General features: G+C 58.2%; 18 protein-coding genes and 1 pseudogene. 11 read left to right on the forward strand and 8 right to left on the reverse strand.

Translation table 11 applies throughout. The features are described from left to right. Positions 1 to 26: 26 nt before the first annotated feature. Positions 27 to 2,108, forward strand: coding sequence for a carboxy terminal-processing peptidase (locus ACEN2T_RS28345; RefSeq protein WP_177326425.1), 2,082 nt, complete (start codon positions 27 to 29; stop codon positions 2,106 to 2,108). Positions 2,109 to 2,226: 118 nt separating this feature from the next. Further along, positions 2,227 to 3,996 (forward strand): bifunctional diguanylate cyclase/phosphodiesterase, encoded by a 1,770-nt coding sequence (locus tag ACEN2T_RS28350; RefSeq protein WP_401383777.1) that lies wholly within the window; start codon positions 2,227 to 2,229, stop codon positions 3,994 to 3,996. Here the strand turns inward: ACEN2T_RS28350 and ACEN2T_RS28355 are convergent. The 4 genes from ACEN2T_RS28355 to ACEN2T_RS28370 all read right to left on the reverse strand — a co-directional run bounded on the left by ACEN2T_RS28355 (position 3,993) and on the right by ACEN2T_RS28370 (position 6,293). Then, positions 3,993 to 4,364 (reverse strand): hypothetical protein, encoded by a 372-nt coding sequence (locus ACEN2T_RS28355; RefSeq protein ID WP_005786715.1) that lies wholly within the window; start codon positions 4,362 to 4,364, stop codon positions 3,993 to 3,995. The genes ACEN2T_RS28350 and ACEN2T_RS28355 overlap by 4 nt on opposite strands. Beyond that, positions 4,361 to 4,699, reverse strand: coding sequence for a helix-turn-helix domain-containing protein (locus ACEN2T_RS28360; protein WP_032885997.1), 339 nt, complete (start codon positions 4,697 to 4,699; stop codon positions 4,361 to 4,363). Before ACEN2T_RS28360 ends, ACEN2T_RS28355 begins: the two co-directional genes overlap by 4 nt. Positions 4,700 to 4,791: 92 nt before the next feature. Then, positions 4,792 to 5,250, reverse strand: a complete 459-nt coding sequence (locus ACEN2T_RS28365; RefSeq protein WP_010211619.1) for a YkvA family protein — start codon at positions 5,248 to 5,250, stop codon at positions 4,792 to 4,794. Positions 5,251 to 5,561: 311 nt separating this feature from the next. After that, on the reverse strand, positions 5,562 to 6,293 hold the full coding sequence (locus tag ACEN2T_RS28370; protein WP_032885995.1) for an FKBP-type peptidyl-prolyl cis-trans isomerase: 732 nt from the start codon (positions 6,291 to 6,293) through the stop codon (positions 5,562 to 5,564). A gap of 247 nt (positions 6,294 to 6,540) precedes the next feature. On the opposite strand from ACEN2T_RS28370, the gene ACEN2T_RS28375 reads away from it, so the two are divergent. Next, positions 6,541 to 8,349: a di-heme-cytochrome C peroxidase gene (locus ACEN2T_RS28375; protein WP_032885994.1), complete on the forward strand. Its 1,809-nt coding sequence runs from the start codon at positions 6,541 to 6,543 to the stop codon at positions 8,347 to 8,349. Next, on the forward strand, positions 8,346 to 9,512 hold the full coding sequence (locus ACEN2T_RS28380) for a catalase family protein (protein WP_122752742.1): 1,167 nt from the start codon (positions 8,346 to 8,348) through the stop codon (positions 9,510 to 9,512). Before ACEN2T_RS28375 ends, ACEN2T_RS28380 begins: the two co-directional genes overlap by 4 nt. 266 nt (positions 9,513 to 9,778) lie before the next feature. On the opposite strand, the gene ACEN2T_RS28385 is transcribed toward ACEN2T_RS28380, so the two are convergent. From ACEN2T_RS28385 to ACEN2T_RS28395, 3 genes are all read right to left on the reverse strand, one after another. Next, entirely contained in the window at positions 9,779 to 11,146 is a 1,368-nt protein-coding gene (locus ACEN2T_RS28385) for a glutamine synthetase family protein (protein ID WP_032885992.1), read from the reverse strand. A 69-nt stretch (positions 11,147 to 11,215) separates the two neighbouring features. After that, a complete protein-coding gene (locus ACEN2T_RS28390; protein WP_442117906.1) occupies positions 11,216 to 12,616 on the reverse strand; it encodes an aspartate aminotransferase family protein in 1,401 nt (466 codons plus the stop codon). A gap of 169 nt (positions 12,617 to 12,785) precedes the next feature. Then, positions 12,786 to 13,577 (reverse strand): SDR family NAD(P)-dependent oxidoreductase, encoded by a 792-nt coding sequence (locus ACEN2T_RS28395; RefSeq protein ID WP_442117907.1) that lies wholly within the window; start codon positions 13,575 to 13,577, stop codon positions 12,786 to 12,788. A gap of 97 nt (positions 13,578 to 13,674) precedes the next feature. On the opposite strand from ACEN2T_RS28395, the gene ACEN2T_RS28400 reads away from it, so the two are divergent. Then, positions 13,675 to 14,580, forward strand: a complete 906-nt coding sequence (locus tag ACEN2T_RS28400; RefSeq protein WP_032885989.1) for a LysR family transcriptional regulator — start codon at positions 13,675 to 13,677, stop codon at positions 14,578 to 14,580. Positions 14,581 to 14,602: 22 nt separating this feature from the next. On the opposite strand, the gene ACEN2T_RS28405 is transcribed toward ACEN2T_RS28400, so the two are convergent. Continuing rightward, positions 14,603 to 15,493, reverse strand: a complete 891-nt coding sequence (locus ACEN2T_RS28405; RefSeq protein ID WP_032885988.1) for a LysR family transcriptional regulator — start codon at positions 15,491 to 15,493, stop codon at positions 14,603 to 14,605. A gap of 165 nt (positions 15,494 to 15,658) precedes the next feature. Here ACEN2T_RS28405 and ACEN2T_RS28410 point away from each other — a divergent pair, with 165 nt between their 5' ends. From ACEN2T_RS28410 to ACEN2T_RS28435, 6 genes and pseudogenes are all read left to right on the forward strand, one after another. Then, positions 15,659 to 16,741 carry a 4-oxalomesaconate tautomerase gene (locus ACEN2T_RS28410; RefSeq protein ID WP_032885987.1) on the forward strand — a complete coding sequence of 361 codons (1,083 nt, stop codon included), beginning with the start codon at positions 15,659 to 15,661 and terminating at the stop codon, positions 16,739 to 16,741. Positions 16,742 to 16,784: 43 nt separating this feature from the next. After that, the gene (locus ACEN2T_RS28415) at positions 16,785 to 18,098 is read left to right on the forward strand and encodes a dicarboxylate/amino acid:cation symporter (RefSeq protein ID WP_442117908.1); all 1,314 of its coding nucleotides are present in this window, start codon (positions 16,785 to 16,787) and stop codon (positions 18,096 to 18,098) included. A gap of 135 nt (positions 18,099 to 18,233) precedes the next feature. Continuing rightward, the gene (locus ACEN2T_RS28420) at positions 18,234 to 19,538 is read left to right on the forward strand and encodes a CitMHS family transporter (RefSeq protein WP_032885984.1); all 1,305 of its coding nucleotides are present in this window, start codon (positions 18,234 to 18,236) and stop codon (positions 19,536 to 19,538) included. Between the two features lie 91 nt (positions 19,539 to 19,629). Beyond that, positions 19,630 to 20,883: an OprD family porin gene (locus tag ACEN2T_RS28425; protein ID WP_442117909.1), complete on the forward strand. Its 1,254-nt coding sequence runs from the start codon at positions 19,630 to 19,632 to the stop codon at positions 20,881 to 20,883. Positions 20,884 to 20,942: 59 nt separating this feature from the next. Beyond that, positions 20,943 to 22,613, forward strand: coding sequence for a methyl-accepting chemotaxis protein (locus ACEN2T_RS28430; RefSeq protein ID WP_095184286.1), 1,671 nt, complete (start codon positions 20,943 to 20,945; stop codon positions 22,611 to 22,613). A 69-nt stretch (positions 22,614 to 22,682) separates the two neighbouring features. After that, positions 22,683 to 22,835: pseudogene (locus tag ACEN2T_RS28435) on the forward strand (AAA family ATPase); the annotation flags it as partial. Positions 22,836 to 23,148: the final 313 nt, after the last annotated feature.

A 23,148-nucleotide genomic window follows, 5' to 3' on the forward strand; every position in this document is an offset into this window, starting at 1 on the left:
ATCAATTGCCCCCGCGTCGAATCAGCATGAAGCATCTGTTCCCCAGCACCGCCCTCGCTCTTTTCATTGGTCTCGGCTTCGCGTCGATGTCGACCAATACGTTCGCAGCCAACAGCTGGGACAACCTTCAACCGGATCGCGATGAGGTGATTGCCAGCCTTAACGTGGTCGAGTTGCTTAAGCGCCATCACTACAGCAAGCCGCCGCTGGACGACGCTCGCTCGGTGATCATCTACGACAGCTACCTCAAGCTGCTGGATCCGTCGCGCAGCTACTTCCTGGCCAGCGATATCGCTGAGTTCGACAAGTGGAAGAGCCAGTTCGACGATTTCCTCAAGAGCGGCGACCTGCAGCCCGGCTTCACCATCTACAAGCGCTACCTGGACCGCGTCAAAGCGCGTCTGGATTTCGCCTTGGCTGAGCTGAACAAAGGCGTCGACAAGCTCGACTTCACCCAGAAGGAAACCCTTCTGGTGGATCGCAAGGACGCCCCTTGGCTGACCAGCACCGCCGCCCTAGATGACCTGTGGCGCAAACGCGTCAAGGACGAAGTGCTGCGCCTGAAGATCGCCGGCAAAGAGCCCAAGGCCATTCAGGAGCTGTTGACCAAGCGCTACAAGAATCAGTTGGCGCGTCTGGACCAGACCCGTGCAGAAGATATCTTCCAGGCCTACATCAACACCTTCGCGATGTCCTACGACCCGCACACCAATTATCTGTCGCCAGATAACGCGGAAAATTTCGATATCAATATGAGTCTGTCGTTGGAAGGCATTGGTGCCGTCCTGCAAAGCGACAATGACCAAGTGAAGATCGTGCGTCTGGTGCCGGCCGGTCCGGCAGACAAGACCAAGCAGGTCGCTCCGGCGGACAAGATCATCGGTGTGGCCCAGGCCGACAAAGAGATGGTCGATGTGGTCGGCTGGCGCCTGGACGAAGTGGTCAAGCTGATCCGTGGGCCGAAAGGCAGCGTGGTGCGCCTGGAAGTGATTCCGCACACCAATGCGCCAAACGACCAGACCAGCAAGATCGTGTCCATCACCCGTGAAGCGGTGAAGCTCGAAGACCAGGCGGTGCAGAAGAAAGTCCTCAACCTCAAGCAGGATGGCAAGGACTACAAACTGGGCGTGATTGAAATCCCGGCCTTCTACCTGGACTTCAAGGCCTTCCGCGCTGGCGACCCGGACTACAAGTCCACCACTCGCGACGTGAAGAAGATCCTCACTGAACTGCAGAAGGAAAAAGTCGACGGCGTGGTCATCGACCTGCGCAACAACGGCGGCGGCTCCCTGCAGGAAGCCACCGAGCTGACCAGCCTGTTTATCGACAAAGGTCCGACCGTGTTGGTGCGCAACGCTGACGGCCGTGTGGACGTGCTTGAAGACGAGAACCCGGGCGCCTTCTACAAAGGCCCGATGGCGCTGCTGGTCAACCGCCTCTCAGCCTCGGCCTCGGAAATTTTCGCCGGCGCCATGCAGGACTATCACCGCGCGTTGATCATCGGCGGCCAGACCTTCGGCAAAGGCACCGTGCAGACGATCCAGCCGCTGAACCATGGCGAGCTCAAGCTGACGTTGGCCAAGTTCTACCGGGTTTCCGGGCAGAGCACCCAACATCAGGGCGTGCTGCCGGACATCGATTTCCCGTCGATCATCGACACCAAGGAAATCGGCGAAAGCGCTCTGCCGGAAGCCATGCCGTGGGACACCATCCGGCCAGCGATCAAGCCTGCTACGGATCCATTCAAGCCGTTCCTGGCACAGTTGAAAGCTGACCACGATACCCGCTCCGCCATGGATGCAGAGTTCGTGTTTATTCGCGACAAGCTGGCCCTGGCCAAGAAGTTGATGGAAGAAAAAACCGTCAGCCTCAATGAAGTGGACCGTCGCGCGCAGCACAGCGATATCGAAAACAAGCAGCTTGTGCTGGAGAACGTCCGCCGCAAGGCCAAGGGCGAAGAACCACTCAAGGAGCTGAAGAAAGAAGACGAAGACGCGCTGCCGACCGAAGCGGATAAAACCAAGCCGGAAGACGATGCGTACCTGGCCGAGACAGGCCGGATCCTGCTGGACTACCTGAAAATCACCAAGCAGGTAGCCAAGCAGTAAATGATGGCGATTTAACGTGATCGCTCCCCAGAGTGTCATCATATAGACATCATTCTGTCGTGAAATGAAGGACCGCAGGCTTATCGCCTGCGGTCCTTTTTTTTCGATCGAGATCACCATGACCATGACCGAACAGCTGAATGCATTGGGCTCTATCCTGGCTCAACGCAGTTTGCACAGCCTGTTCCAACCGATCATCTGCCTGTCCGAACGGCGCATCCTCGGCTACGAAGCCCTTAGTCGTGGCCCGTCCAACAGCCCTCTGCACTCCCCCGTTGCGCTTTTCTCGGTGGCCAGGCAAACCGGGCGCCTCAGCGAATTGGAAATGGCATGCCGCGAAAGCGCGTGCCGACGCTTCAGCGATCAAAAGCTTCCAGGCAAGCTGTTCCTGAATATCTCGCCGGAATCCTTGATGGAAACGGCGCACCAACCGGGACGCACCCTGCAGCTGCTGCGCGAATTGGGCATTCCGCCGAGCCAAGTGGTGATCGAACTCACCGAGCAAACCCCCACCGACGATTTCGACCTGTTGCAAACCGCCCTGCACCATTACCGCAACATGGGCTTTTCAATTGCCTTGGATGATCTGGGTGCCGGCTATTCCAGCCTGCGCTTATGGTCGGAGTTGCGTCCGGACTACGTGAAAATCGACCGGCACTTCATCGACGGCATTCATCAGGATGCACTCAAGCGCGAGTTTGTCGGTTCGATCCTGCAAATCGCCAGGGCCTCTCGTGCCCAGGTCATCGCCGAAGGTATTGAATTGCCGGAAGAACTGGCGGTGTTGACTGAGATGGGCGTCGATCTGGTGCAGGGTTACCTGCTCTGCCGTCCACAGGAACAACCGCCACAAGAAGCACGGCTGATGTTGCCCAAACCGGACCAGACCACGGTGACGCTCAACGACGAAGGCAGCGACCTCAGCGCCCTGCTCAATGAGCAACCGGCAGTGGATCAAGGCACCGCCACGGCCAAGGTGCTGGAAGCATTCCGCCGCCAGGCCAACCTCAACTCCCTGGCGGTGCTGGATGAGCGTGGGCACCCCGTTGGCATCGTCCATCGGCATTCGCTGTCCGACGCGCTGCTCAAGCCGTTTGCCACTGACCTGTTCGCTCGCAAACCCATAAGTCGCTTGATGAGCACTGACTTTCTGGCGGTGGAGCTGAGCCAGTCACTGCAGCAGGTCAGCCGCTTGCTGACCAGCCGCGCAAGGCAACGTATCGAGGAAGACTTCATCATCACGCTCAATGGCGATTACCTGGGCCTGGGCCGAGTGATCGATGTGCTTAAGCTGATCACCGAGTTGAAAATCCAACAGGCCCGCTACGCCAACCCGCTGACGCTGCTGCCCGGCAATGTACCGATCCAGCAGTGCCTGACACGGCTGTTGCAGCAACAGCGCGAGTCAGTGATCTGCTACGTGGATATCGACAGCTTCAAACCGTTCAATGACATCTACGGCTACGGGCGTGGGGATGAGGTGTTGCTGTGCCTGGCGCAGTGCTTGAACGACCGGGTCGACCCCAGCCGCGACTTCGTCGGGCATATCGGCGGCGATGATTTTTTGCTGGTGCTGGGGCCACAGGAATGGCGCAAGCGGCTCAACCAGTTGCTGGATGACTTCCATACCCAATGCCGGCGTTTCTACCGCGCCGAGCATCTCGACGCTGGTTGCTTTGTGGCACTGAACCGTCAGGGCGTGCGCCAGGAATTTGCGCTGCTGTCGTTGTCGATTGGAGTGGTGCATTTGTATCCACAGGCCTGTGGACAACTCGATGCCAGCCAGTTGGCGGAATTGGCGTCGCAGGCCAAGCACCATGCCAAGGATGTGGCTGGTTACAGCATCCATGTGATCGACAGCATGGACATGTTGCCCCAGACGCTTTAGGCCTCGGCCGACTCCGGATACTCGTATTCGAACACCCGCACCACTTCGGAGGCATGCCAGGACGCCGCGGCCACGCCATCGGAGGGTCCGCTGAAGCGCCCGAGGCGCTCCACGCATTCAAAGAAGCCGGTACGCGGCAGGCGGCTGGCGCCCTGGCTGATCACCAGGGAGCTGCGCAACGGTTGCTCAGCCTTGGCGTCCAATGCCGCCAGGTGCTCCAGAGCAGCGGCCAGGGTTTGCATCGCCGGCGTCGGAAACTGCAGGCGCTCCAGCAGCGCGCGGTAAGTCAACAGATGGCGCTGGCGGCGCGCCTGGTCCAGTTCGTTAAGTAACCCATCCCAATGCTGACGGCTGATACGTAGGCTCAAGATTCATCCCTCCAACCTGCAACGCCTAATTCCCAGGCCAGGCTGCGTCGTATCGCGGCATCCGGCTGACGTTCACCACTTTCGATCAATCCGAGATACGACGGGCTGATGCCCACGGTGCGAGCCAGCACTTCAATCGCCAGGCCCTTGGTTTCACGCAAACCGCGCAGGTCTGCGAGCGGGCGCAAGTCCTGGTCAGGTGCGGGTTGGACAGTACGAGAAGGAGGCGGTGAAGGCTGTTGCTGACCGGCAGCTTTTAGCAGCGCCTGGTACTGATCCCATGGCAACACCGCGTACTCGGGTTCGCCATTACGTGAAATTATCTGAATATCCATGACTGCCCCGTAGGATAACTGCACTTACTGAGTAAGCTCTTTCCTTAGGAGTGTAATCCTAACAGCCACAAAGGTCGCAGGGGATAGCTGCCTCATCCGTTTTTTTGCGGGTTTTCCTTGGCCAGCAAGGCCGGGGTCGCAGGCAAACGCTCAACCACCGCGAGCTTTTCCGGGCGCTGCGCGTCACGCCAGGCGCGAAAAGCGCTCAGTTCGCCCTCCAGGGTCTTCATGACCCACGCAAGTACGGCGATGTCATCGAGCATGCCGAACATCGGGATAAAGTCCGGAATCGCATCAATCGGGCTGAGGAAATACATCAGCCCCGCTACCACCGAGATCAGCGCCTTGGGACTGATCGCCCGATACTCTCCCCGCCAGTACGCGAGGCACAGGGCCTGGAGCAGTTTGAAATCATCCTTGAGCTTGCCCAGGCGATTGCCCTGGCTTGACCCCTTGGCGGCCACCGCGAACAGCAGGGTCGGCAGGCGCCCACGGCCCAGCAAGCGTGCAGCCATGGGTAGGAAACGGGTGAAATTGAAGGGTGGTTTCATCTGTCACTCCAGTTCCATCAAACAGAAAGGTTATCCACACAAATTGTGGATAACCTTGTGAACAGAGCCTGTTTTACTGGCTGAAAGCCACGGTTTAAAAGGCTTTCAGTCAGATCGGGCGTTTTTTGCGCACATCAAAAAAACCCAAGATTTCATTGACTTGGCGGTTGTGTGCGGCTAGTGGTGCCTTAGCCTTATATCAGACTGCCACTGGCCAGGGATGTTCGTTTGGATTTGCCCAAACCGCAATGTAAGTGCTTCAGAAACAACAACGCCCCGTCGAGACGGGGCGTTGTGTGTTCAGGCGCCTATTACTTCTTGGCGGCTGGTGCGTCAGGAGCTTCAGCCTTGGCTGGGTCCTTGATGGCCAGCAGTTCCAGGTCGAATACCAGCACGGAGTTGGCTGGAATCGCCGGGCTTGGGCTCTGGGCGCCGTAGGCCAGGTCGGACGGGATGTACAACTCGACCTTCTCGCCGACGTGCATCAGTTGCAGGCCTTCGACCCAACCTGGGATCACGCCGCTGACCGGCAGGTCAATCGGGCTGCCGCGATCCACGGAGCTGTCAAAGGTGGTGCCGTTGGTGAGTTTACCGGTGTAGTGAACAGTCACAACGTCAGTCGGCTTAGGCTGTGCGCCGTCAGCTTTCTTGATGATCTTGTACTGCAGACCGGAAGCGGTGGTGACGACGCCGTCTTTCTTGGCGTTGTCTTCGAGGAATTTCTTGCCGGCGGTTGCCGACTCTTCGCTCATTTTGGTCATGCGTTCTTCAGCACGTTTTTGCAGTGCGGCGAACGCTTCAACCAGTTCGTCGTCTTTGAGCTTCTGCTCTTTCTTGCCAACGGCATCTTCGATGCCCTGGGCTACTGCTTTGGAATCCAGGTCATCCATGCCTTCTTGAGCAAGGCTTTTGCCCATGTTCAGGCCGATGCCGTAGGAAGCTTTTTGCGCCGGGGTTTTCAGCTCTACGCTGGTCTGCGAATCACAACCCGCAAGTACCAGGCTAACCAGGGCCACCGCCGCCGCCAACCGATGCTGTTTCATGCTATTTCCTTGTTCATGCGCCAATAGGGCATTCGAATAAAGTCGCGAGCTTATCAGGCGGCCACGACCAATGGCTACCGGCATGTGAGCAGGAAACTTCCGATAAGTTCACGTGTTTAAAAGCATTTTCATTCATGATGGGCGTCCGCGACGGATCGCGGGACCGCCTCTCATAAGGCTCATGGCCACTTGCCGCACTTATGGCGTAGTGGCATAACAACGCTACAACTCGACAAGGATAGTTATCTTGCGCATTTTTTCCCGTGTTTTACTCCTGATATTCGCCATTCTGGTCCTATCACTGGCCGTGGTGCTCTATTACACCGTTAACCCCAAGCTACCGAACTACGTGCCCGTGGAGCAGGTGCACTATCAGGATCAATGGAGCGCCGCCGACCGCCAGACCTATTACTTCACGCCCCAAGGCACCCAGGTAAAAGGCCTGCATTACGACTGGTTCACCGCCCTGGAGCTGCCGTTCTCCGAGGGACGTTTTGCCACGCCAGAGTACCTGGCGCGCTTCGGTTTCCTTGTGGATCCCAAGCAAGTGCCCACCGCGCAAAACCCCGGCAACCTGCCGGTAGGTTTTGCCCGACATAAAAACGCGGGCAGCAACGTTGAGTACTTGGACATCACCTGCGCCGCCTGCCACACCGGCGAGCTGCATTTCAAAGGTCAGGCCTTGCGGATTGACGGCGGTTCGGCCCAGCATGTGCTGCCTTCAAGCGTGCCAACACTACGCGGCGGCAGCTTTGGCCAGGCCTTGGTCGCCAGCCTTGCAGCGACTTATTACAACCCATGGAAATTCGAACGCTTCGCCCGTCAGGTGCTGGGGGATCGTTACGACGCCGAACACAGCCAACTGCGCCAGGACTTCAAGCAGTCGCTGAACAAGTTCCTAAAAGTCGCCTGGAACGATACACACCGCGGCCTCTACCCCACCGAAGAAGGGCCGGGCCGTACCGACGCGTTTGGCCGCATTGCCAATGCCAGCTTCGGCGATGCCATATCCCCGGAAAATTATCGCGTCGCCAACGCACCTGTGGACTACCCACAGCTGTGGGATATCTGGACCTTCGATTGGGTGCAATGGAACGGCTCGGCCCAGCAACCGATGGCACGGAATATCGGCGAAGCGCTCGGTGTGGGGGCGACCCTGACGTTTTTCGATGGCGCTGGCCAACCGCTTCAAGGCGATGCGCGTTACCCGTCCAGCGTACGAGTGCGCGACCTCCACCTGATCGAAGAAACCCTGCAACGCCTCAAACCGCCCACCTGGCCCGAAGAATTGTTCGGGCCTATCGACAAGCCCCTAGCCGCTCAGGGCCGCGCGCTGTTCGCCGAGAACTGCGCCGGCTGCCACGTGCCCACCGTCAGCCAGGAAGGTGGCCGCCCTGTGCAGACACTGAAAATGCTGCCGGTGGACTACATCGGTACCGACCCCGGCACCGCCACCAACATCGCAGACCAGCGCTATGACCTCAGCGCCCTGCAATGGGACCCTGCGGAGCTATCCAAGCTGAATGTCCAACTGCACCCGACGCCAACCGAACCCCTGGACCTGAAAAAAATGTCCGTGGCCAAGGGCCTGGCGTACGTCACCGCCTTCGTCGAAGACCACGCTTACCGCGCCGCCGGTGTCACACCGGCCGAACGCCCGCGCCTGGATGGTTTTGGCCTTCCGATTGGCGTGCGCGAGCTGCGTGCCTACAAGGCCCGTCCACTGGCGGGCGTGTGGGCCACCCCGCCATTCCTGCATAACGGTTCGGTGCCGACGATCTACCAACTGCTCTCGCCCCAGGACGAGCGCAGCACCACGTTCTATAAAGGCACCTTCGACTACGACCCTCGCCATCTCGGCTTCGAGACTGCGGCGTTCAAGAATGCTTTTCTGTTCGATACCAAAATTACCGGCAACCACAACAGTGGCCACGAATTCCGTGCAGGCGCTCGTGGCAAAGGCGTCATCGGCCGTGGCCTGCAGCCGCAGGAACGCTGGGCGCTGCTGGAATACCTCAAAGTGCTGGGCGGCCCGCTGGAGCAACAATTGCCATGATGATTCGATCTCGATACGACCAACCGTCCCTGCTCGCCCGCCTGTGGCTGCGCATTGGTAGGTTTCTCGGCAAGACCCTGTTGTGGCTGGTCGGACTCGGCTTGCTCGGCTGGCTGGCCGCTACCGCCTGGTATGCCTGGCAGCACAGCGGGCCGGTGTCGCCGGATGAACACGTACCGGCAGGTGAAGCCGCGATGACTCAGGGCATCATCCAGACGGCGGTGCGCATCGTTGACCAGCACCGCGAAGGCACGCGCTACCTGCGTGATGCCCATGCCAAGGCCCACGGCTGCGTGAAGGCCGAAGTCAGCGTACTGGCGGATCTCGACCCGGCATTACGCCAGGGTGTATTCGCCGAACCGGGCAAGACCTGGCAGGCCATGATGCGGTTGTCCAACGGCAACGCCTACCCGCAGTTCGACAGCATTCGCGATGCCCGGGGCATGGCGCTCAAGCTGTTGGACGTGCCGGGCAAACAACTGCTGGCCGACCAGCAGACCCGCACGGAACAGGACTTCGTGATGTTTAGCCATCCGAACTTCTTTGTCAGCGATGTGGCGGAATACGCGCAGAACATCGGCGCCCAGGCCGATGGCAAAAAAGTCTTGGCGTTCTTCCCCAAGGCTGACCCACGCACTTGGCAGGTGCGTCATCTATTTATCGCCCTGGCAACCCTGGCACCGGCCCCGGCAAGCCCGACGCAAACTACCTATTTCTCGGTATCGCCCTACAAGTTCGGCGCGGCGAATGCCAAGTTCCGCGTGGCGCCAGACCCGCAGAGCTGCCCGGAATACGTCCTGCCCAAACAGAACCAGGACCTGCCGAACTTCCTACGCAGCGCCCTGAGCCAGCAGTTGTCCACGGACCGCGTCCCGGCGTGTTTCGTGCTGCAGATCCAGCGGCAGAACCCGCAGAAATTCATGCCGATCGAAGACACCAGCATTGAATGGAAGGAGAGCGATGCGGCCTATGAAAGCGTGGCCAAGGTGCGGATCCCTGCTCAGGATTTCGATACACCTGAACTGAACCTGGCGTGTGACAACCAGTCATTCAACCCGTGGTTCGGCGTGGAAGAACACCGCCCCATCGGGGGTATCAACCGCTTGCGCAAGGCGGTGTACGAGGCCGTCAGCGATTACCGCCACAGCCGCAACGCACCGTAAAGAGTGCGTAATAATGGGCCCGGCGTCGTAAGGATTGCGTCGGGTCTATTGAGGCGCTTTCGCCGTAACTCTACCGTGGACGCCTACTCCATCACGTAGGACGCCCATCGTGGAAAACTCAACCCTAGGCATGATCGTGCTGACCATAATCGCCGTGTTCGGCACTGCCTCTTTTTGCTTCGAACACTTGGCCACGCGCCAGCCACGCAAGAAAAAGGTCAGGTAGCCTCAGCGGTCCATTTCAAGGCGTCCTGACGGGTCGATATTCATGCGTGAGTGAGGTACCAGCGCCAGTCCTGCTCTCCGACTTCAGCATTGAACTGACGGAACTCGCGCCACTTGATCGCCAGGAACACCTTCAGGAATTCAGCGCCCAGCGCCTCACGTGCCCAGGTTGAGCGTTGCAGTGCCTGCAACGCTGTCAGCCAGTCGGTGGGTAGAAAATCGGTCGCCTGTTCATAGCCATTCCCCACAATCGCCGCGCCGGGATCGCTTTGATGAGTGATGCCGTGGTGAATACCCGCCAGTAACGCGGCAGCGGCGAGATAGGGGTTTGCATCGGCACCGCAAATGCGGTGTTCGATGTGCCGACTGATGGCGGGGCCGCCGGGCACGCGGAACGACACCGTACGGTTGTTGACGCCCCAACTTTTAGCCAGCGGCGCGTAACTACCGGTCTGGAAGCGTCGATAGGAATTGGCATGGGGGCAAAATATCGCCAGCGAGTCAAACAAGGTCTCCATCATCCCGCCGATGGAGTGCCGCAACAGTGGCGTACCCTGTGGGTCTTCACTCGCATACAGGTTATTCCCGTGCTCGTCGGCCAGGCTGACGTGCAGGTGCATACCGCTTCCGGCCTGATCGCTGAATGGCTTGGCCATGAAGCACGCTTGCAGCCCATGTTTGTTGGCCACCCCCTTGACCAGGCGTTTGTAACGTACGCCTTCATCAATGGCCTGGAGTGCGTCGAAACGATGCTCCAGCGTCAACTCGACCTGGCCTGGCGCGTACTCGGATATCGCCGTACGTACCGGCAACCCCTGCAGCGCGCACGCCGCGTAGAGGTCATCAAGAAACGGTTGAAGCTGCTCCAGCTCGTATACGCCATAGACCTGTGGAGCAACAGGGCGTACGCCATTGGTCTGCAACGCCGGCTGCGGCCGACCGTTGACGTCGCGTTGTCGGTCCAGCAGGTAGAACTCCAACTCGACGGCCATGACCGGATGGAATCCATCGGCTTTCAGCCGCTCGATGGTGTTCACCAGTACGTGGCGCGGGTCCGCCGGTGCGGCGGGAATACCTTGGGTCGGGTGCATGCTCACCTGCACTTGACCGGTGGGGTTGGTGCGCCAGGGTTGCAAGGTCAGGCTTCCCGCCAAGGGGTACGTCCAACAATCGGCGTCAGCAACATCCCAGACCAAGCCTGTGTCTTCTACGTCTTCACCCTGCACGGTCAAGGCGAGAATGGAACTTGGCAATGGCCGACCATTTTCGTAGATCGCCAGCAGTTCGTCGCGATGCAACAGTTTGCCCCGTGGAACGCCATTCGCGTCGATAAGGAACAACTCGATGCTCAGCACTTCAGGGTGGGCGGCCAGATAATCTACGGCCTCTTTTTTATCCGCAAATTGCATGTCAAACCTCTTAGCGCTTATTCAAGCGACTGGCAGTATTTAAGAACAATGGCGTTTTCAGACGTGCAGTTATGAAGCGATAACCCGCGCGCCAGGTAGGGCAAGCAGGGTGGTCAGCGCGTTATCCAACTCAGCGATCAGCCTGTCGATATCCGCATCACTTGTTTGCGGACAGCACAGGGTCATGTTGTGAAAAGGCGTGATCAGGATTCCGCGGTTGATGAGATAAAGATGCAGCGCCATTTGAAGGCTGTCATGAAAAGCCGCCTCGGCTTGCGCGCCTGTTCTTGGCGAGGTAGCACAGAATTGAAACTCACAACGCGCGCCCAACTCTGTGACAGACCAGTTCAGTTGGTGCCGCTTGAACAACCGTCGGAATCCCTGGGCCAGCCTTGAGGCCAGGGGCAACATGTGCTCGTATGCAGACTCTGTCATGACCTCTTCAAGACTGACGCGCATGCAACGCATCGCCAGGGCATTGGCGGACAGCGTCGTTCCCATGCCACTGTGGCCATGCCCGCCGCTCTCCTCGCTGATGGTCTTCTGGACGTCGCGCATAGCCGAGGCGATTGGCTCGCTAACGCCAAACACCGCGCAAGGGACGCCACCTGCAATGGGTTTACCCACCACGAAAAAGTCGGGTTTCAAATCCCACTGGCGAGTGCATCCACCGAGGCCGGTGGAAATAGTGTGGGTCTCATCAATGACCAACAGGCTGCCATATTTAAGGGTCAGCTCTCGGCACTTTTGCATGAACTCCGGATCCGGCAGGACCATGCCAATGTTCGTCATCGCCGGCTCGCACATCAGCGCGCACACATCGCCCTGGGCTAACGCCGCCTCCAGTGCGGCGACATCGTTGAAGGGGATGGATCGACTGTATTGGCTCAAGTCGTAGGCTTGGCCCACAAGACCTGAACGGTGCACTGTTTTGCCGTCGCGGTAGCGCACCATCACGTCATCCACGGTGCCGTGGTAGCAGCCATCGAACACCAGCAAGACGTTGCGCTGAGTGATCGCGCGCGCCCAGCGCAGCACATACCGGTTGGCGTCAGTCGCATTGGCGGTCACTTGCCAGTAAGGCAGCTTGAATCGCCGAGCCAGCAACTCGCCGCAGACCACCGCGTCTTCGCCCGGCAGCATCGTGGTCAAGCCATTATTCGCCTGCTCGGTTATGGCGCGGACAATAGGATCAGGTGAATGGCCAAACATCGTGCCGGTGTCGCCAAGGCAAAAGTCTATGTATTCATGCCCGTCAACGTCGGTGAAGCGCGCCCCTTTTGCACGCTGTACGAAGAGCGGCGAAGGCATCGACCAGTCGCTCATCCAGTGCATGGGCACACCGTTGAACAGATTCGCCTTGGCGCGCTCGGCCAGCGCCAGTGAAGTTGGGTTGTTTTCTATAAACCGGGCACGCTCGGAGGCGGTAAAAGCAGCAATCGCTGATTCACTAATTCCACTTTTCGACATGATCAATACCCTATGTTAATTATCAACTTAATTAAAAGTCCGTTGCTGAATGACAGCCGGATACAGCTCAAAGAACTCAACGGTTCTTTGATACATCGCGCTTTTATAAATCTCGGTTATAGCCCCCCGCCCAATATCGTGGATTGAGCGCGCTGGAGCGTATTCAAACTTAATAATCGCCGTGAGGGGCTTTGTTCTCGACCAGACAGTTACCGCCATCCACCACGAGGACTTCCCCAGTGATGTAACTGGCGTCAGGCGATGCCAGAAATGCAACCGCCGCCGCCACTTCGCGGGGGCTGCCTGCGCGCCCAATCGGGGTGAAGCGCCCCGCCTCGGCTTCAACGGGCGTGGTTGAGCCCGTGGTAATCCAGCCGGGGGCCACGCTGTTGACGGTAATCCCCTGCTTGGCGACTTCAAGCGCAAGCCCCATGTTCATGCCCACCATCGCTGCCTTGGCGGCGCTATAAGCGGCTTCCCCCGGATTGCTCCCTCGGGTGCCCGTGGTGGAACTGATATTGACAATGCGCCCGTAACTTCTCGCCCTCATACCGGGCAAAACGGCCCGTGTCAGAAGAAAAGCGGTCGTTACGTTTCTGGCCAGTGAAAGATTCCACTCATGCAGTTCCATCGTTGCCAATTCCGAGAAAACTTCAGGGCTTCCTTGCATGGCCATACCGGCATTGTTCACCAGAATATCGACCCGCCCCCAGACTGACGCGGCCCATAGGCCGAATTCACGCACCTGACGTTCATCGGTGAGGTCAGTTGCCCGGCCTTCAACTTCAAACCCTTCTGCGAGTAACTCTTTAACTCGATCCTCGATGCGGTTGCTGCTAGCGGTGATGATCAATCTCGCGCCCGCTGCACCCAGCCTGCGTGCGATCGCCATACCAATACCCGCTTCACTTCCGGCACCACTGATAAGTGCCACTTGCCCCCCCAAATCAGTATTTAACATGGTGTTCCCCACGTACTTAATTTGTAATGGAAGTGGAAATTAGGCTAATAAATCTGATAAATAAAGACGATCATCATCAGAAAATCTGACAACCACCATGGCGTTTACCAGTGAGTCACTGAAAGTTTTCCTTGCGGTTGTCGACAGCGGCTCCTTTTCTGCCGCCGCACGCAAATTGGGCCGGGTACCCTCGGCCATCAACATGGCGGTGTCGCAGCTTGAAGCAGAGCTGGATTTATTGCTTTTTGACCGATCAACCCGCAAAGCCATTCCTACGGCCGCCGCCAAAGCACTTGAGCCCCAGGCACGACAGGTCGCCAGCCAGCTAAACCTGCTGGACGCCCATGCTCTCCAGCTTCATCAAGGGTTGGAGGAGCGCCTGGTCCTTGCGATGGCGCCGGAGTTGCAAACAGGCGTATGGAATCGTCCGCTGTCCATTATCGCCAGCGAGTTCCCCACGCTTGAAATCGAGATTCGCTCCGCGTCCCATCCGGAGGCGATGCGCATGCTCCATGAGGGACGTGTGCAATTGGCGCTTGGATTTGAACGACCAGGGCTCGACGAGCGGGAGACGTTTCTTGAGGCGGGAAGCCAGTTGCTGGTGGCCGTTGCCTCTCCTGATCATCCTGCCGCCGCCGGCAAGAAAAGCCCCTTAAGTGAAGAGCAACTGGTCAACGTTCGGCAGATCATCGTGGCCACTGGAGGACCTACCGACTCTGATCCACGTGTTGTGCTGTCACGGCGCATTTGGCACAGCGACAATTACCTGGCAACGCTGGACCTGGTGCAGCAAGGATTGGGCTGGGCTTATCTTCCACAGCCGCTGGTACAACCCTTGATCACTTCGGGTGCATTGACGGAGGTGGTGTTTGACTACATGCCAAGTCAGATGCGGTTATGGGTCGATATCATCTGGGTAAAGAACCGCCCCCTGGGGCTGGCAGCGAGTCGCTACCTGAGTCTGATGCGTAAGATTGCCGAGGGCGAGCCGCGTCGGGTTTGAGAAAAAATACTCGCCGTATGGCTCATTGCGGCCACTGCTCAAGCAGTATCGAGACGAATTTTTCCGCTGCCGGCGAGAGCGATGCCCCGCGGCGGTAGACCAGGCCCAATGAGCGGTTTACCACTGGCTCGATCAACGGGACGCTGACCAACGTGGGATGATCTTCCGCCGGCATGGCCAGGCTCGGCATCGCCGAAACCCCCAGTCCAGCCTCCACCAGCCCCAGCGAAGTAGAGAGGTGCTGGACTTCGTAGAACCATTGCGGCCGCCAACTCAAGCCAGACAGCGCGTGATCGAGCAGCATCCGGTTACCGCTCAGGCGCCCTACCCCGATAAGACGGTAATCGCTCAATTCAGACCAGGTGACCGAACTGCGTCCGGCCAATTCATGATCACGCCGGCACGCCAATACAAAAGGTTCGCTGACCAATGGGACGAACTCAATGTCCGGGTGCTGCCCACTCATCATATTGATACCGAAGTCGGCTTCCCCGCGCAGTACCGCTTCAAGCCCCTCATTGGCACTCAAATCCAGCAGACGGATGCGTATTTTTGGATAGCGCTCGTTATACAGGCGGATCACTGAGGGCAAAAAATAGAATGCGGCAGTAGGGATGCACGCCAGGGTGACACGGCCAATCTGGCGTTCGGCCAATTCACGGATATTGAGAATCGACTCATCGAAGTCGTCCAGCAACCGACGTGCCTTTGGAAGAAAGTCACGGCCGACGCTCGTGAGACTGACCTTGCGCGTGGTGCGATCAAGCAATGCGGTGCCCAACCCCTCTTCCAGCTTTTTTATCCGCCGACTGAGTGCGGGTTGAGACAGGTGCAAGGCATCAGCTGCTTCGTGAAAGCTCCCAAGTTCGGCGATTTTCACGAATGATCGGATATCGTTTAGCTCATATTCCATGTCTTATCTCGTCAGCAGAAGGCGTCAAAAAGAAATTCAGCGTAAATTTATCATTCGCAAAACGCAATAATCGCTTCAATTTTTGCATTTGAAACATTTTTTAAAGCTTGAGACTCTTGCTCCAAGAACATCAATTACACCGATTGATCAACAAGAGTCAGTGTCATGCAAAGAATTCCCTGTGTGCTGATGCGTGGTGGTACCTCAAAAGGTCCGGTTTTTCTCGACTGGGACTTGCCCGCAGCCGTTGAGGCCCGTGACGAACTGCTACTCAACCTGATGGGCTCCGGCCATGAACTGGAGATCGACGGAATTGGCGGTGGCAATCCGCAAACCAGCAAGGTTGCGATTGTCAGCCCTTCGCTGCACCCGGATGCGGACGTTGATTACTTGTTCGTTCAAGTGATGGTTTCACAACGCCGGGTCGACAGCGCACCCAACTGCGGCAACATGCTGTGCGCGGTTGGCCCGTTCGCCATCGAACAGGGCCTGGTCAAAGCCACCCAAGAGCGCACTCGTGTGCGTATTCGCAACGTAAACACCGGCACGTTCATCCATTCCGAGGTGTACACACCGAATGGCAAAGTCAGTTATGAGGGTGATACCGCCATTGATGGCGTGCCCGGTACCGCAGCGCCGGTGCAATTGACCTTCCTGGATGCAGCCGGCAGCAAGACTGGCAAACTCTTTCCCACTGGCAACACACAAGACGTCATCGACGGCATTGCGGTGACCTGTATCGACATGGCGATGCCCATGGTGCTCGTCGAGGCCAGCCAACTGGGCAAGCGTGGCGATGAGACCCCTGCGGAACTGGACGCTGATAAAGACTTCCTGCGACGCCTTGAGACACTGCGGCTTCAGGCCGGCTTGGCCATGGGCTTAGGCGATGTCAGCAACAAGGTAATTCCCAAGCCGGTCCTGGTGTCGCCTGCGAAAGCCGGCGGTACGATTCAGGTTCGCTATTTCATGCCACACAGCTGCCACCGCGCGCTGGCCATTACGGGCTCGATTGGTTTAGCTACCGCGTGCGTGATAGAGGGCAGCATCGTCGCGCAGATGCTCGGCGGGATCAGTACGCCGCGCCTTGAAGCGGTGCGTATCGAACACCCGAGCGGCGGAATTGATGTCGTATTGTCCTACACCGGCGTCAACGGTGAGACAATTCAAGCGTCCGTCGTACGCACCGCGCGCAGGCTTTTTTCCGGTTACGTCTACGCCACTGACTCTCAGCGCCTCGCCGGATAATTCCGGCGGTCGTTGGCATTTTTGCATCCGCACAATTCTAAAAATGGGTGATGCCATGAAAGTTGTTAAATCGCTCTACTTCCAGATTCTCTGCGCCGTGGTGCTCGGCATCGTGGTCGGGCATTTCTGGGCCCAGCAGGCCATTGCACTCAAACCGCTGGGTGACGCGTTCATCAAACTTATCAAGATGATGATTGCCCCCGTGGTGTTCTGCACCATCGTCACCGGTATCGCCGGGATGAGCGACAAACGCTCGCTCGGACGCCTGCTCGGCAAAACCATGCTGCTGTTCTTCGTCCTGACGGTGATCAGCCTATTGATTGGCCTGGTCGCGGTGTACGTGTTCCAGCCGGGCGCCGGCATGAACATTGATCCCACCCAGTTGAGCACTAAAGGATTGGCCCAGTACACGGAGTCGGCCGCAAAACTTGGGGTTGTGGAGTTTTTCATGCACATCATTCCCGAGACTTTTATCGGCGCCTTCAGTAAAGGTGAGGTGTTGCCGGTGCTGTTTATTGCGGTGCTGTCCGGCTTTGCCTTGTCGTCGCTGGGCGAGCGTGGCAAACCGGTACTCGACGTGCTCGAATCCGCCTCGCAAATGGTCTTCAAGATCTTTTCTTACCTGATGCGTTTTGCACCGGTCGGCGCTTTTGGAGCCTTGGCGTTCACTGTCGGCCAGTACGGCATCACCTCGCTGGGTTCGCTGGCGAAGTTGATCATGACCTTGTACATCGCCTGCGGCTTTTTCGTCTTCGTGGTACTGGGTAGCATTTGCCGCGCCAACGGCTTCAGTCTGTGGAAACTGCTGCGCTACTTTCGGGAAGAGTTCCTGGTGGTACTCGGCACCTCTTCCACGGAACCTGTGATGCCGCGCATGCTGGAGAAACTCGAAGCACTGGGTTGCAAAAAAGGCGTCGTGGGCCTGGTACTGCCCACCGGCTACTCGTTCAACCTGGACGGCACGGCCATCTACCTCTCGTTGGCGGCGATTTTCATTGCCCAGGCCTGCAACATCGACCTGAGCCTGACGCAAATCATCACCATGTTGGCGATCATGCTGTTGTCCTCCAAAGGTGCCGCCGGCGTTACTGGCAGCGGGTTCGTGGCGCTTGCCTCGACCCTGACGGTCATTCACGACATCCCATTGGCCGGCCTGGCATTGCTGATCGGCGTTGACCGCTTCATGTCTGAAGCGCGCGCCCTGACCAGCCTGGCCAGTAACGCTGTAGCAACGGTAGTGATTTCGATGTCTGAAAATGCCTGCCACCGCGAAACGCTGAACCGGATGCTCGACGCAAAATCTTCCGAGGCACCAGGAAACGCCTGGAAAGACTTGAAGGTCGCCAAAAGCGCCTAGAGAAAACCGGATAACACCTCCCCCCTGACTTGACTGACCCCCCTCCCCGCCAGGCGCCGTTGTGCCGCCCGGCGGGTCAGGGCTCGTGCGCCTCGGCGTCAGCCATTTTTACGATAACAACAAGAGAATCGTTCTATGCTCGCTTTCCTTGGCTTGGCCATGGTGGTCGTATTCACCTTCCTCATCATGACGAAACGCTTGTCGCCGATCGTCGCACTCACTGTGGTGCCTATTGTCTTCGCGGTCATAGGTGGCTTTGGCGGCACCACCGGCAAGATGATGCTAGACGGCCTGAAAATGGTCGCACCGTCTGCCGCACTGCTGTTGTTTGCCATCCTGTTCTTCGGCCTGATGATCGACGCAGGCTTGTTCGACCCGCTGATCCGCAAAATCCTGAAGCGGGTCAATGGCGACCCGATGAAGATCGCGGTAGGCACTGCCTTACTGTCGTTGTTGGTGGCTCTCGATGGCGACGGCACAACGACCTACATGATCACCTGCGCAGCGATGCTGCCGCTGTATAAACGTATCGGCATGAACCCGATGATCCTGGCGACCATCTCCATGCTGTCGCTGAGCATCATGAGTGGCATGACGCCCTGGGGCGGCCCCGCGACACGGGCTATTGCCGCGCTGGGCCTGGATGCCGGTGAATACTTCGTGCCGTTGCTGCCGACTATGATCGGCGGCGCCCTGTGGGTGATCTTCACGGCCTTCATACTGGGTCGCGCAGAGCGCAAGCGTATCGGCAACGTGCAACTGCAAAGCGGCGGCGGCGATTGCTACATCAACGCGATTCTTGAGGACACGCCCCACAAACGTCCGAAGCTGGCCTATGTCAATCTGGTGCTGGTGATAGCGGTGATGGCGGCCCTGGTGATGGGGCTGATGCATTCCGCGATCCTGTTCCTGATCGGCTTCGTGCTCGCGCTGATGATCAACTACCCGCAATTGGACATTCAGAAAGAACGCATCCTGGCGCACTCGGGCAATGCCATGACTGTGGTGTTGCTGGTATTTGCCGCCGGGATCTTTGCCGGGATCTTCTCCGGCACAAAGATGGTGGATGCCCTGGCACAGACCCTCGTCGACTGGATCCCGCCGTCCTGGGGTCACCTGTTTCCATTAGTGGTTGCGATCACCAGCATGCCGCTGACCTTTGTACTGTCCAATGACGCTTACTATTTTGGTGTGGTACCGATCCTGGCTAATGCCGCCGCCGCTTATGGCATCGACCCGGTGGAAATCGCGCGCGCCTCGATCCTGGGGCAGCCCGTTCACCTCATGAGTCCGCTGGTGGCCTCGACCCTGTTGCTGGTGGGCATGGTCGATCGCGATATTGGCGACTTCCAGAAGGCCACCGTCAAATGGGCAGTGCTGACCTCTCTGGTCGTCACCGCGCTGGCCTTGTTGACCGGGGCCATCAGCCTGTTCACCTGATTCACCCACAACCTCTGCTGCCTTCCATCGCGCCTCACTCACGAGGCGCGTGTCGCCCTGTACCCCAAATAACAACAACGAGTCATTTGCCATGAACCATGTGTATACCCGTCGGGCTTTGTTTTGCGCGTTAGGCCTGGTACCCGTCGCAGGGACCAACGCCGAAGGTTTTATTGATGACAGCAAACTCAAGCTGCAACTGCGCAACGTGTATTTCAACGAGAACTTTCGCGACGAGCACGGCTTGAGCGCACGGGCTGCGCGCACCGCAAAAAGCGAACGCACCGAGTGGGCCCAGGGATTTCTGCTGGACTATCAGTCCGGATTTACCGCCGGCACCCTCGGCTTCGGCGTGGATGCCCTGGGGCTGTATGGCGTAAAGCTTGATTCAGGGCGCGGTCGCAGTGGTACCGGGCTTATGCCGGTGCATGATGACGGGCGAGCGGCCGACGAGTTTGCCAGCGCCGGCGCTACCGCAAAAGTCAGGTTCGCCAAAACCACCGTCAAGTACGGCACCTTGCTGCCCAAGACGCCGGTGCTGATTTACAACGATGCACGCTTGTTGCCCCAGACCTACCAGGGCACCCAGGTCAGCAGCACCGACATTGAGAACCTGACCGTCACCGGAGGGCATCTGGACCGTTTCAAATTACGGGACTCCACCGACAGCGTGCCGATCGTGCCTGATGGCTACAGCGGGGAAAAGTCGGGAGATTTCAATTACGCCGGGGCCGAGTACAAATGGGGTAAGAATGTTCGCCTGAGCTATTTCTACGGGGAGCTGGAGAACTTTTACCGACAGAACTTCGCCGGCATCCAGCACGACCTTCCGCTTGCCGGTGGCGTGTTGACCAGCGACCTGCGCTACTTCAACAGCGTTGATAGCGGCTCTGCCTACGCAGGCAAAATCGACAATGACATGCTCAGCGGCCAGTTGTCCTACGTGATCGCAGGCCATACCGTCGGAGGCGGCTACCAAACCCTTCGCGGTGATGCCGGTTTACCCTACATCAGCGGCGCAACTGTCTACTCGTTCAGTAATGCGGGCATCGGCAAATTCATTGAGGAGGATGAGAAGACCTGGATGCTCAACTACGGCTACAACTTCGCCGCCGTCGGCGTGCCCGGCTTGACCTTTTCAACGCGCTACCTGAGCGGCAATGACGGCAAGTCCACGACCACGGTCAAGGAATGGGAGCGTGATACCGAGCTGGCTTACGTTGTGCAAGCCGGCACGTTCAAGGGGCTGGGCGTGCGCATGCGCAACTATGTCTACCGTTCTGAGTTCTCCCGCGGCCGCGACAGCAATCGCCTCTACCTCACCTATGACATCGCCCTTTGGTAAGTCGACGATCGCGGCCCTTGCGGCCGCGTTCATACAGATTCAGGTGAGGAACCCCAAGCATGCTGTTTAAAAACAAAGTACTGATGCTGGTGCTGGCCCCGGTGGTGCTGTTGTCCACGGTGCTGGCGCTGACAACGAGCACCACTCTGCTGTCGAGCGCCGAGCAAGAAGTCACGGTGACTCGGGAACGCCTGCTTGATGAAAGCCGGGAGCGCTTGAAAGACTACGCCAACCTTGCCCGAACCTCAGTAGCGGAACTGTATGCGCAGGCAGAGACGGGGGACAAAGCAACGCGTGCGCTGGCGATCGCCCGACTGTCCCAAATGAAGTATGGGGACGACGGCTATTTCATCGGTTACGACAGTCAGGTCGTACGCCTGTTTCGAGGCGACAGCCGCGAAGGCGTCGGCACTAACATGAGCGACCGCAAAGACAAGAATGGAATTTACCTGAACCGGGAAATGGTGGCCGCAGCGAAGAACGACACCCACTTCGTCAATTATTCAGGTGCCCTGATCAATACGGATAAAGTCGTTCCCAAGCTTGCTTACAGCTTTTACCTGCCTGCTTGGGACATGGTCGTGGTCACCGCGATTAACCTGGACAGTATCGAAAGCCAGGTTGCCAAAGTACGAGGGGAAATCCATCAGCGCGTGCGCAGCCTTGTCTATGGGATAACCGTCATCGCCTTGGTTGCGCTCGGAATCACCGGCGTGCTCGCCTTGTTATTGGTTAAAAGCAGCCTGCGCCCCCTGTCACGGATTCGTGAGCACCTTGATGAGATCGCAGCGGGCGAAGGCGATCTGACGCGGCGCTTACCCATCAGCCGCGACGAGTTCGGCCAGGTGGCCGTGTCGTTCAATGCCTTCGCGGATAAGATTCATGGGCTGGTCAGCCAGATCGTCGGCATGGCCCGAGAGCTGAATACATCGGTCACCCAAGTGGCCGAACAGAGCAAATGCATCGATCAGGTCATGGAACAGCAACGCCAGGAAACCGATCAGGTCGCCGCAGCAATTAATCAAATGTCATCCGCGGCGCAAGAGGTAGCCATCAGTGCCCAGAGCGCGTCAGATGCAGCAGGCGAAACCGATTTGCAGGCCCAGCACGCCAGGCAGGTCGTCAATGAAAGCATCGCCCGACTGGGCACCCTGACCGAGGACTTGTCCGCGGGAGGCGTCTCGTTGAAAAGCCTGCAAGGCGATGTAGAAGGCATTGTCACGGTGCTTGATGTCATCCGCTCGATCGCAGAGCAAACCAACCTTCTGGCACTTAATGCCGCGATCGAAGCGGCACGAGCCGGGGACGCGGGGCGCGGATTTGCAGTGGTTGCCGATGAAGTACGCGCGCTGGCAAGCCGGACGCAACTTAGTACCCAGGAAATTCAAGCGATGATCGAGCGCCTTAACCTGGCCACAACCAAGGTCGTCACTGCGATGAGCCATTCAGGCGCAGCAGGTCATGGTGCCAGCCTGCACGCGGAACAAGCCGGGCAATCGCTGGGCAAAGCGGTCGAGTTGATCGTCACTATCAATACGATGAACGCGCACATCGCCAGCGCCGCGCAAGAGCAGACGTCGGTCGCCGAAGAAATCAATCGGAGCGTCCATCAGATAGCCCACGCGATTGAAAACGTCGCAGACCAGACGCAAAGCGGCGTACACACAGTCGATGAACTGTACGCCATCGGTCATCGCCTTGAAGGCCTGTTGAGGCAATTCAAGATTTAACCGGGACGTCGGTTTGTTCAGGTTGCCACGTTGCAAGCGCTGGGCTCATTGCCCGATATCGCCACTTACCCAGTGGATCGGCTGACACACAGCTGTCCTATCGTCGAAATGGACAACGAGTCCTACCGCCTGCAACACAGCACCTTGGCCGCCCAGAGAAAGATCAAGTCGTGTGAACGAAAGCGCAAGGACAAAGAGGGTATCGAGGACGATGAGCCGTTTGAACTGCACCGTAGACACCGTTCAGCAGGCCTGCATGCGGTGGGGCCAGATGAGTCTTCAGCGAAGACACTGCTGCTAAGGTCATCCACAATTATTGGGACAACAATCAGCAATCGGCCGTGGATCAATTTTCAAGTGGCTGGAGGTGGAATCCAGTGGATTCCAGAAACGAAAAAAGCGGCACAAGGCCGCTATTTCCGTGGCTTCCAGGCGCTCAGTGGGCCTTGGCGGAAGCAAATATGGCGCAGCGGACGGGACTCGAACCCGCGACCCCCGGCGTGACAGGCCGGTATTCTAACCGACTGAACTACCG

The organism is Pseudomonas sp. W22_MBD1_FP4, assembly GCF_052113765.1.
Taxonomy (GTDB): domain Bacteria; phylum Pseudomonadota; class Gammaproteobacteria; order Pseudomonadales; family Pseudomonadaceae; genus Aquipseudomonas; species Aquipseudomonas sivasensis.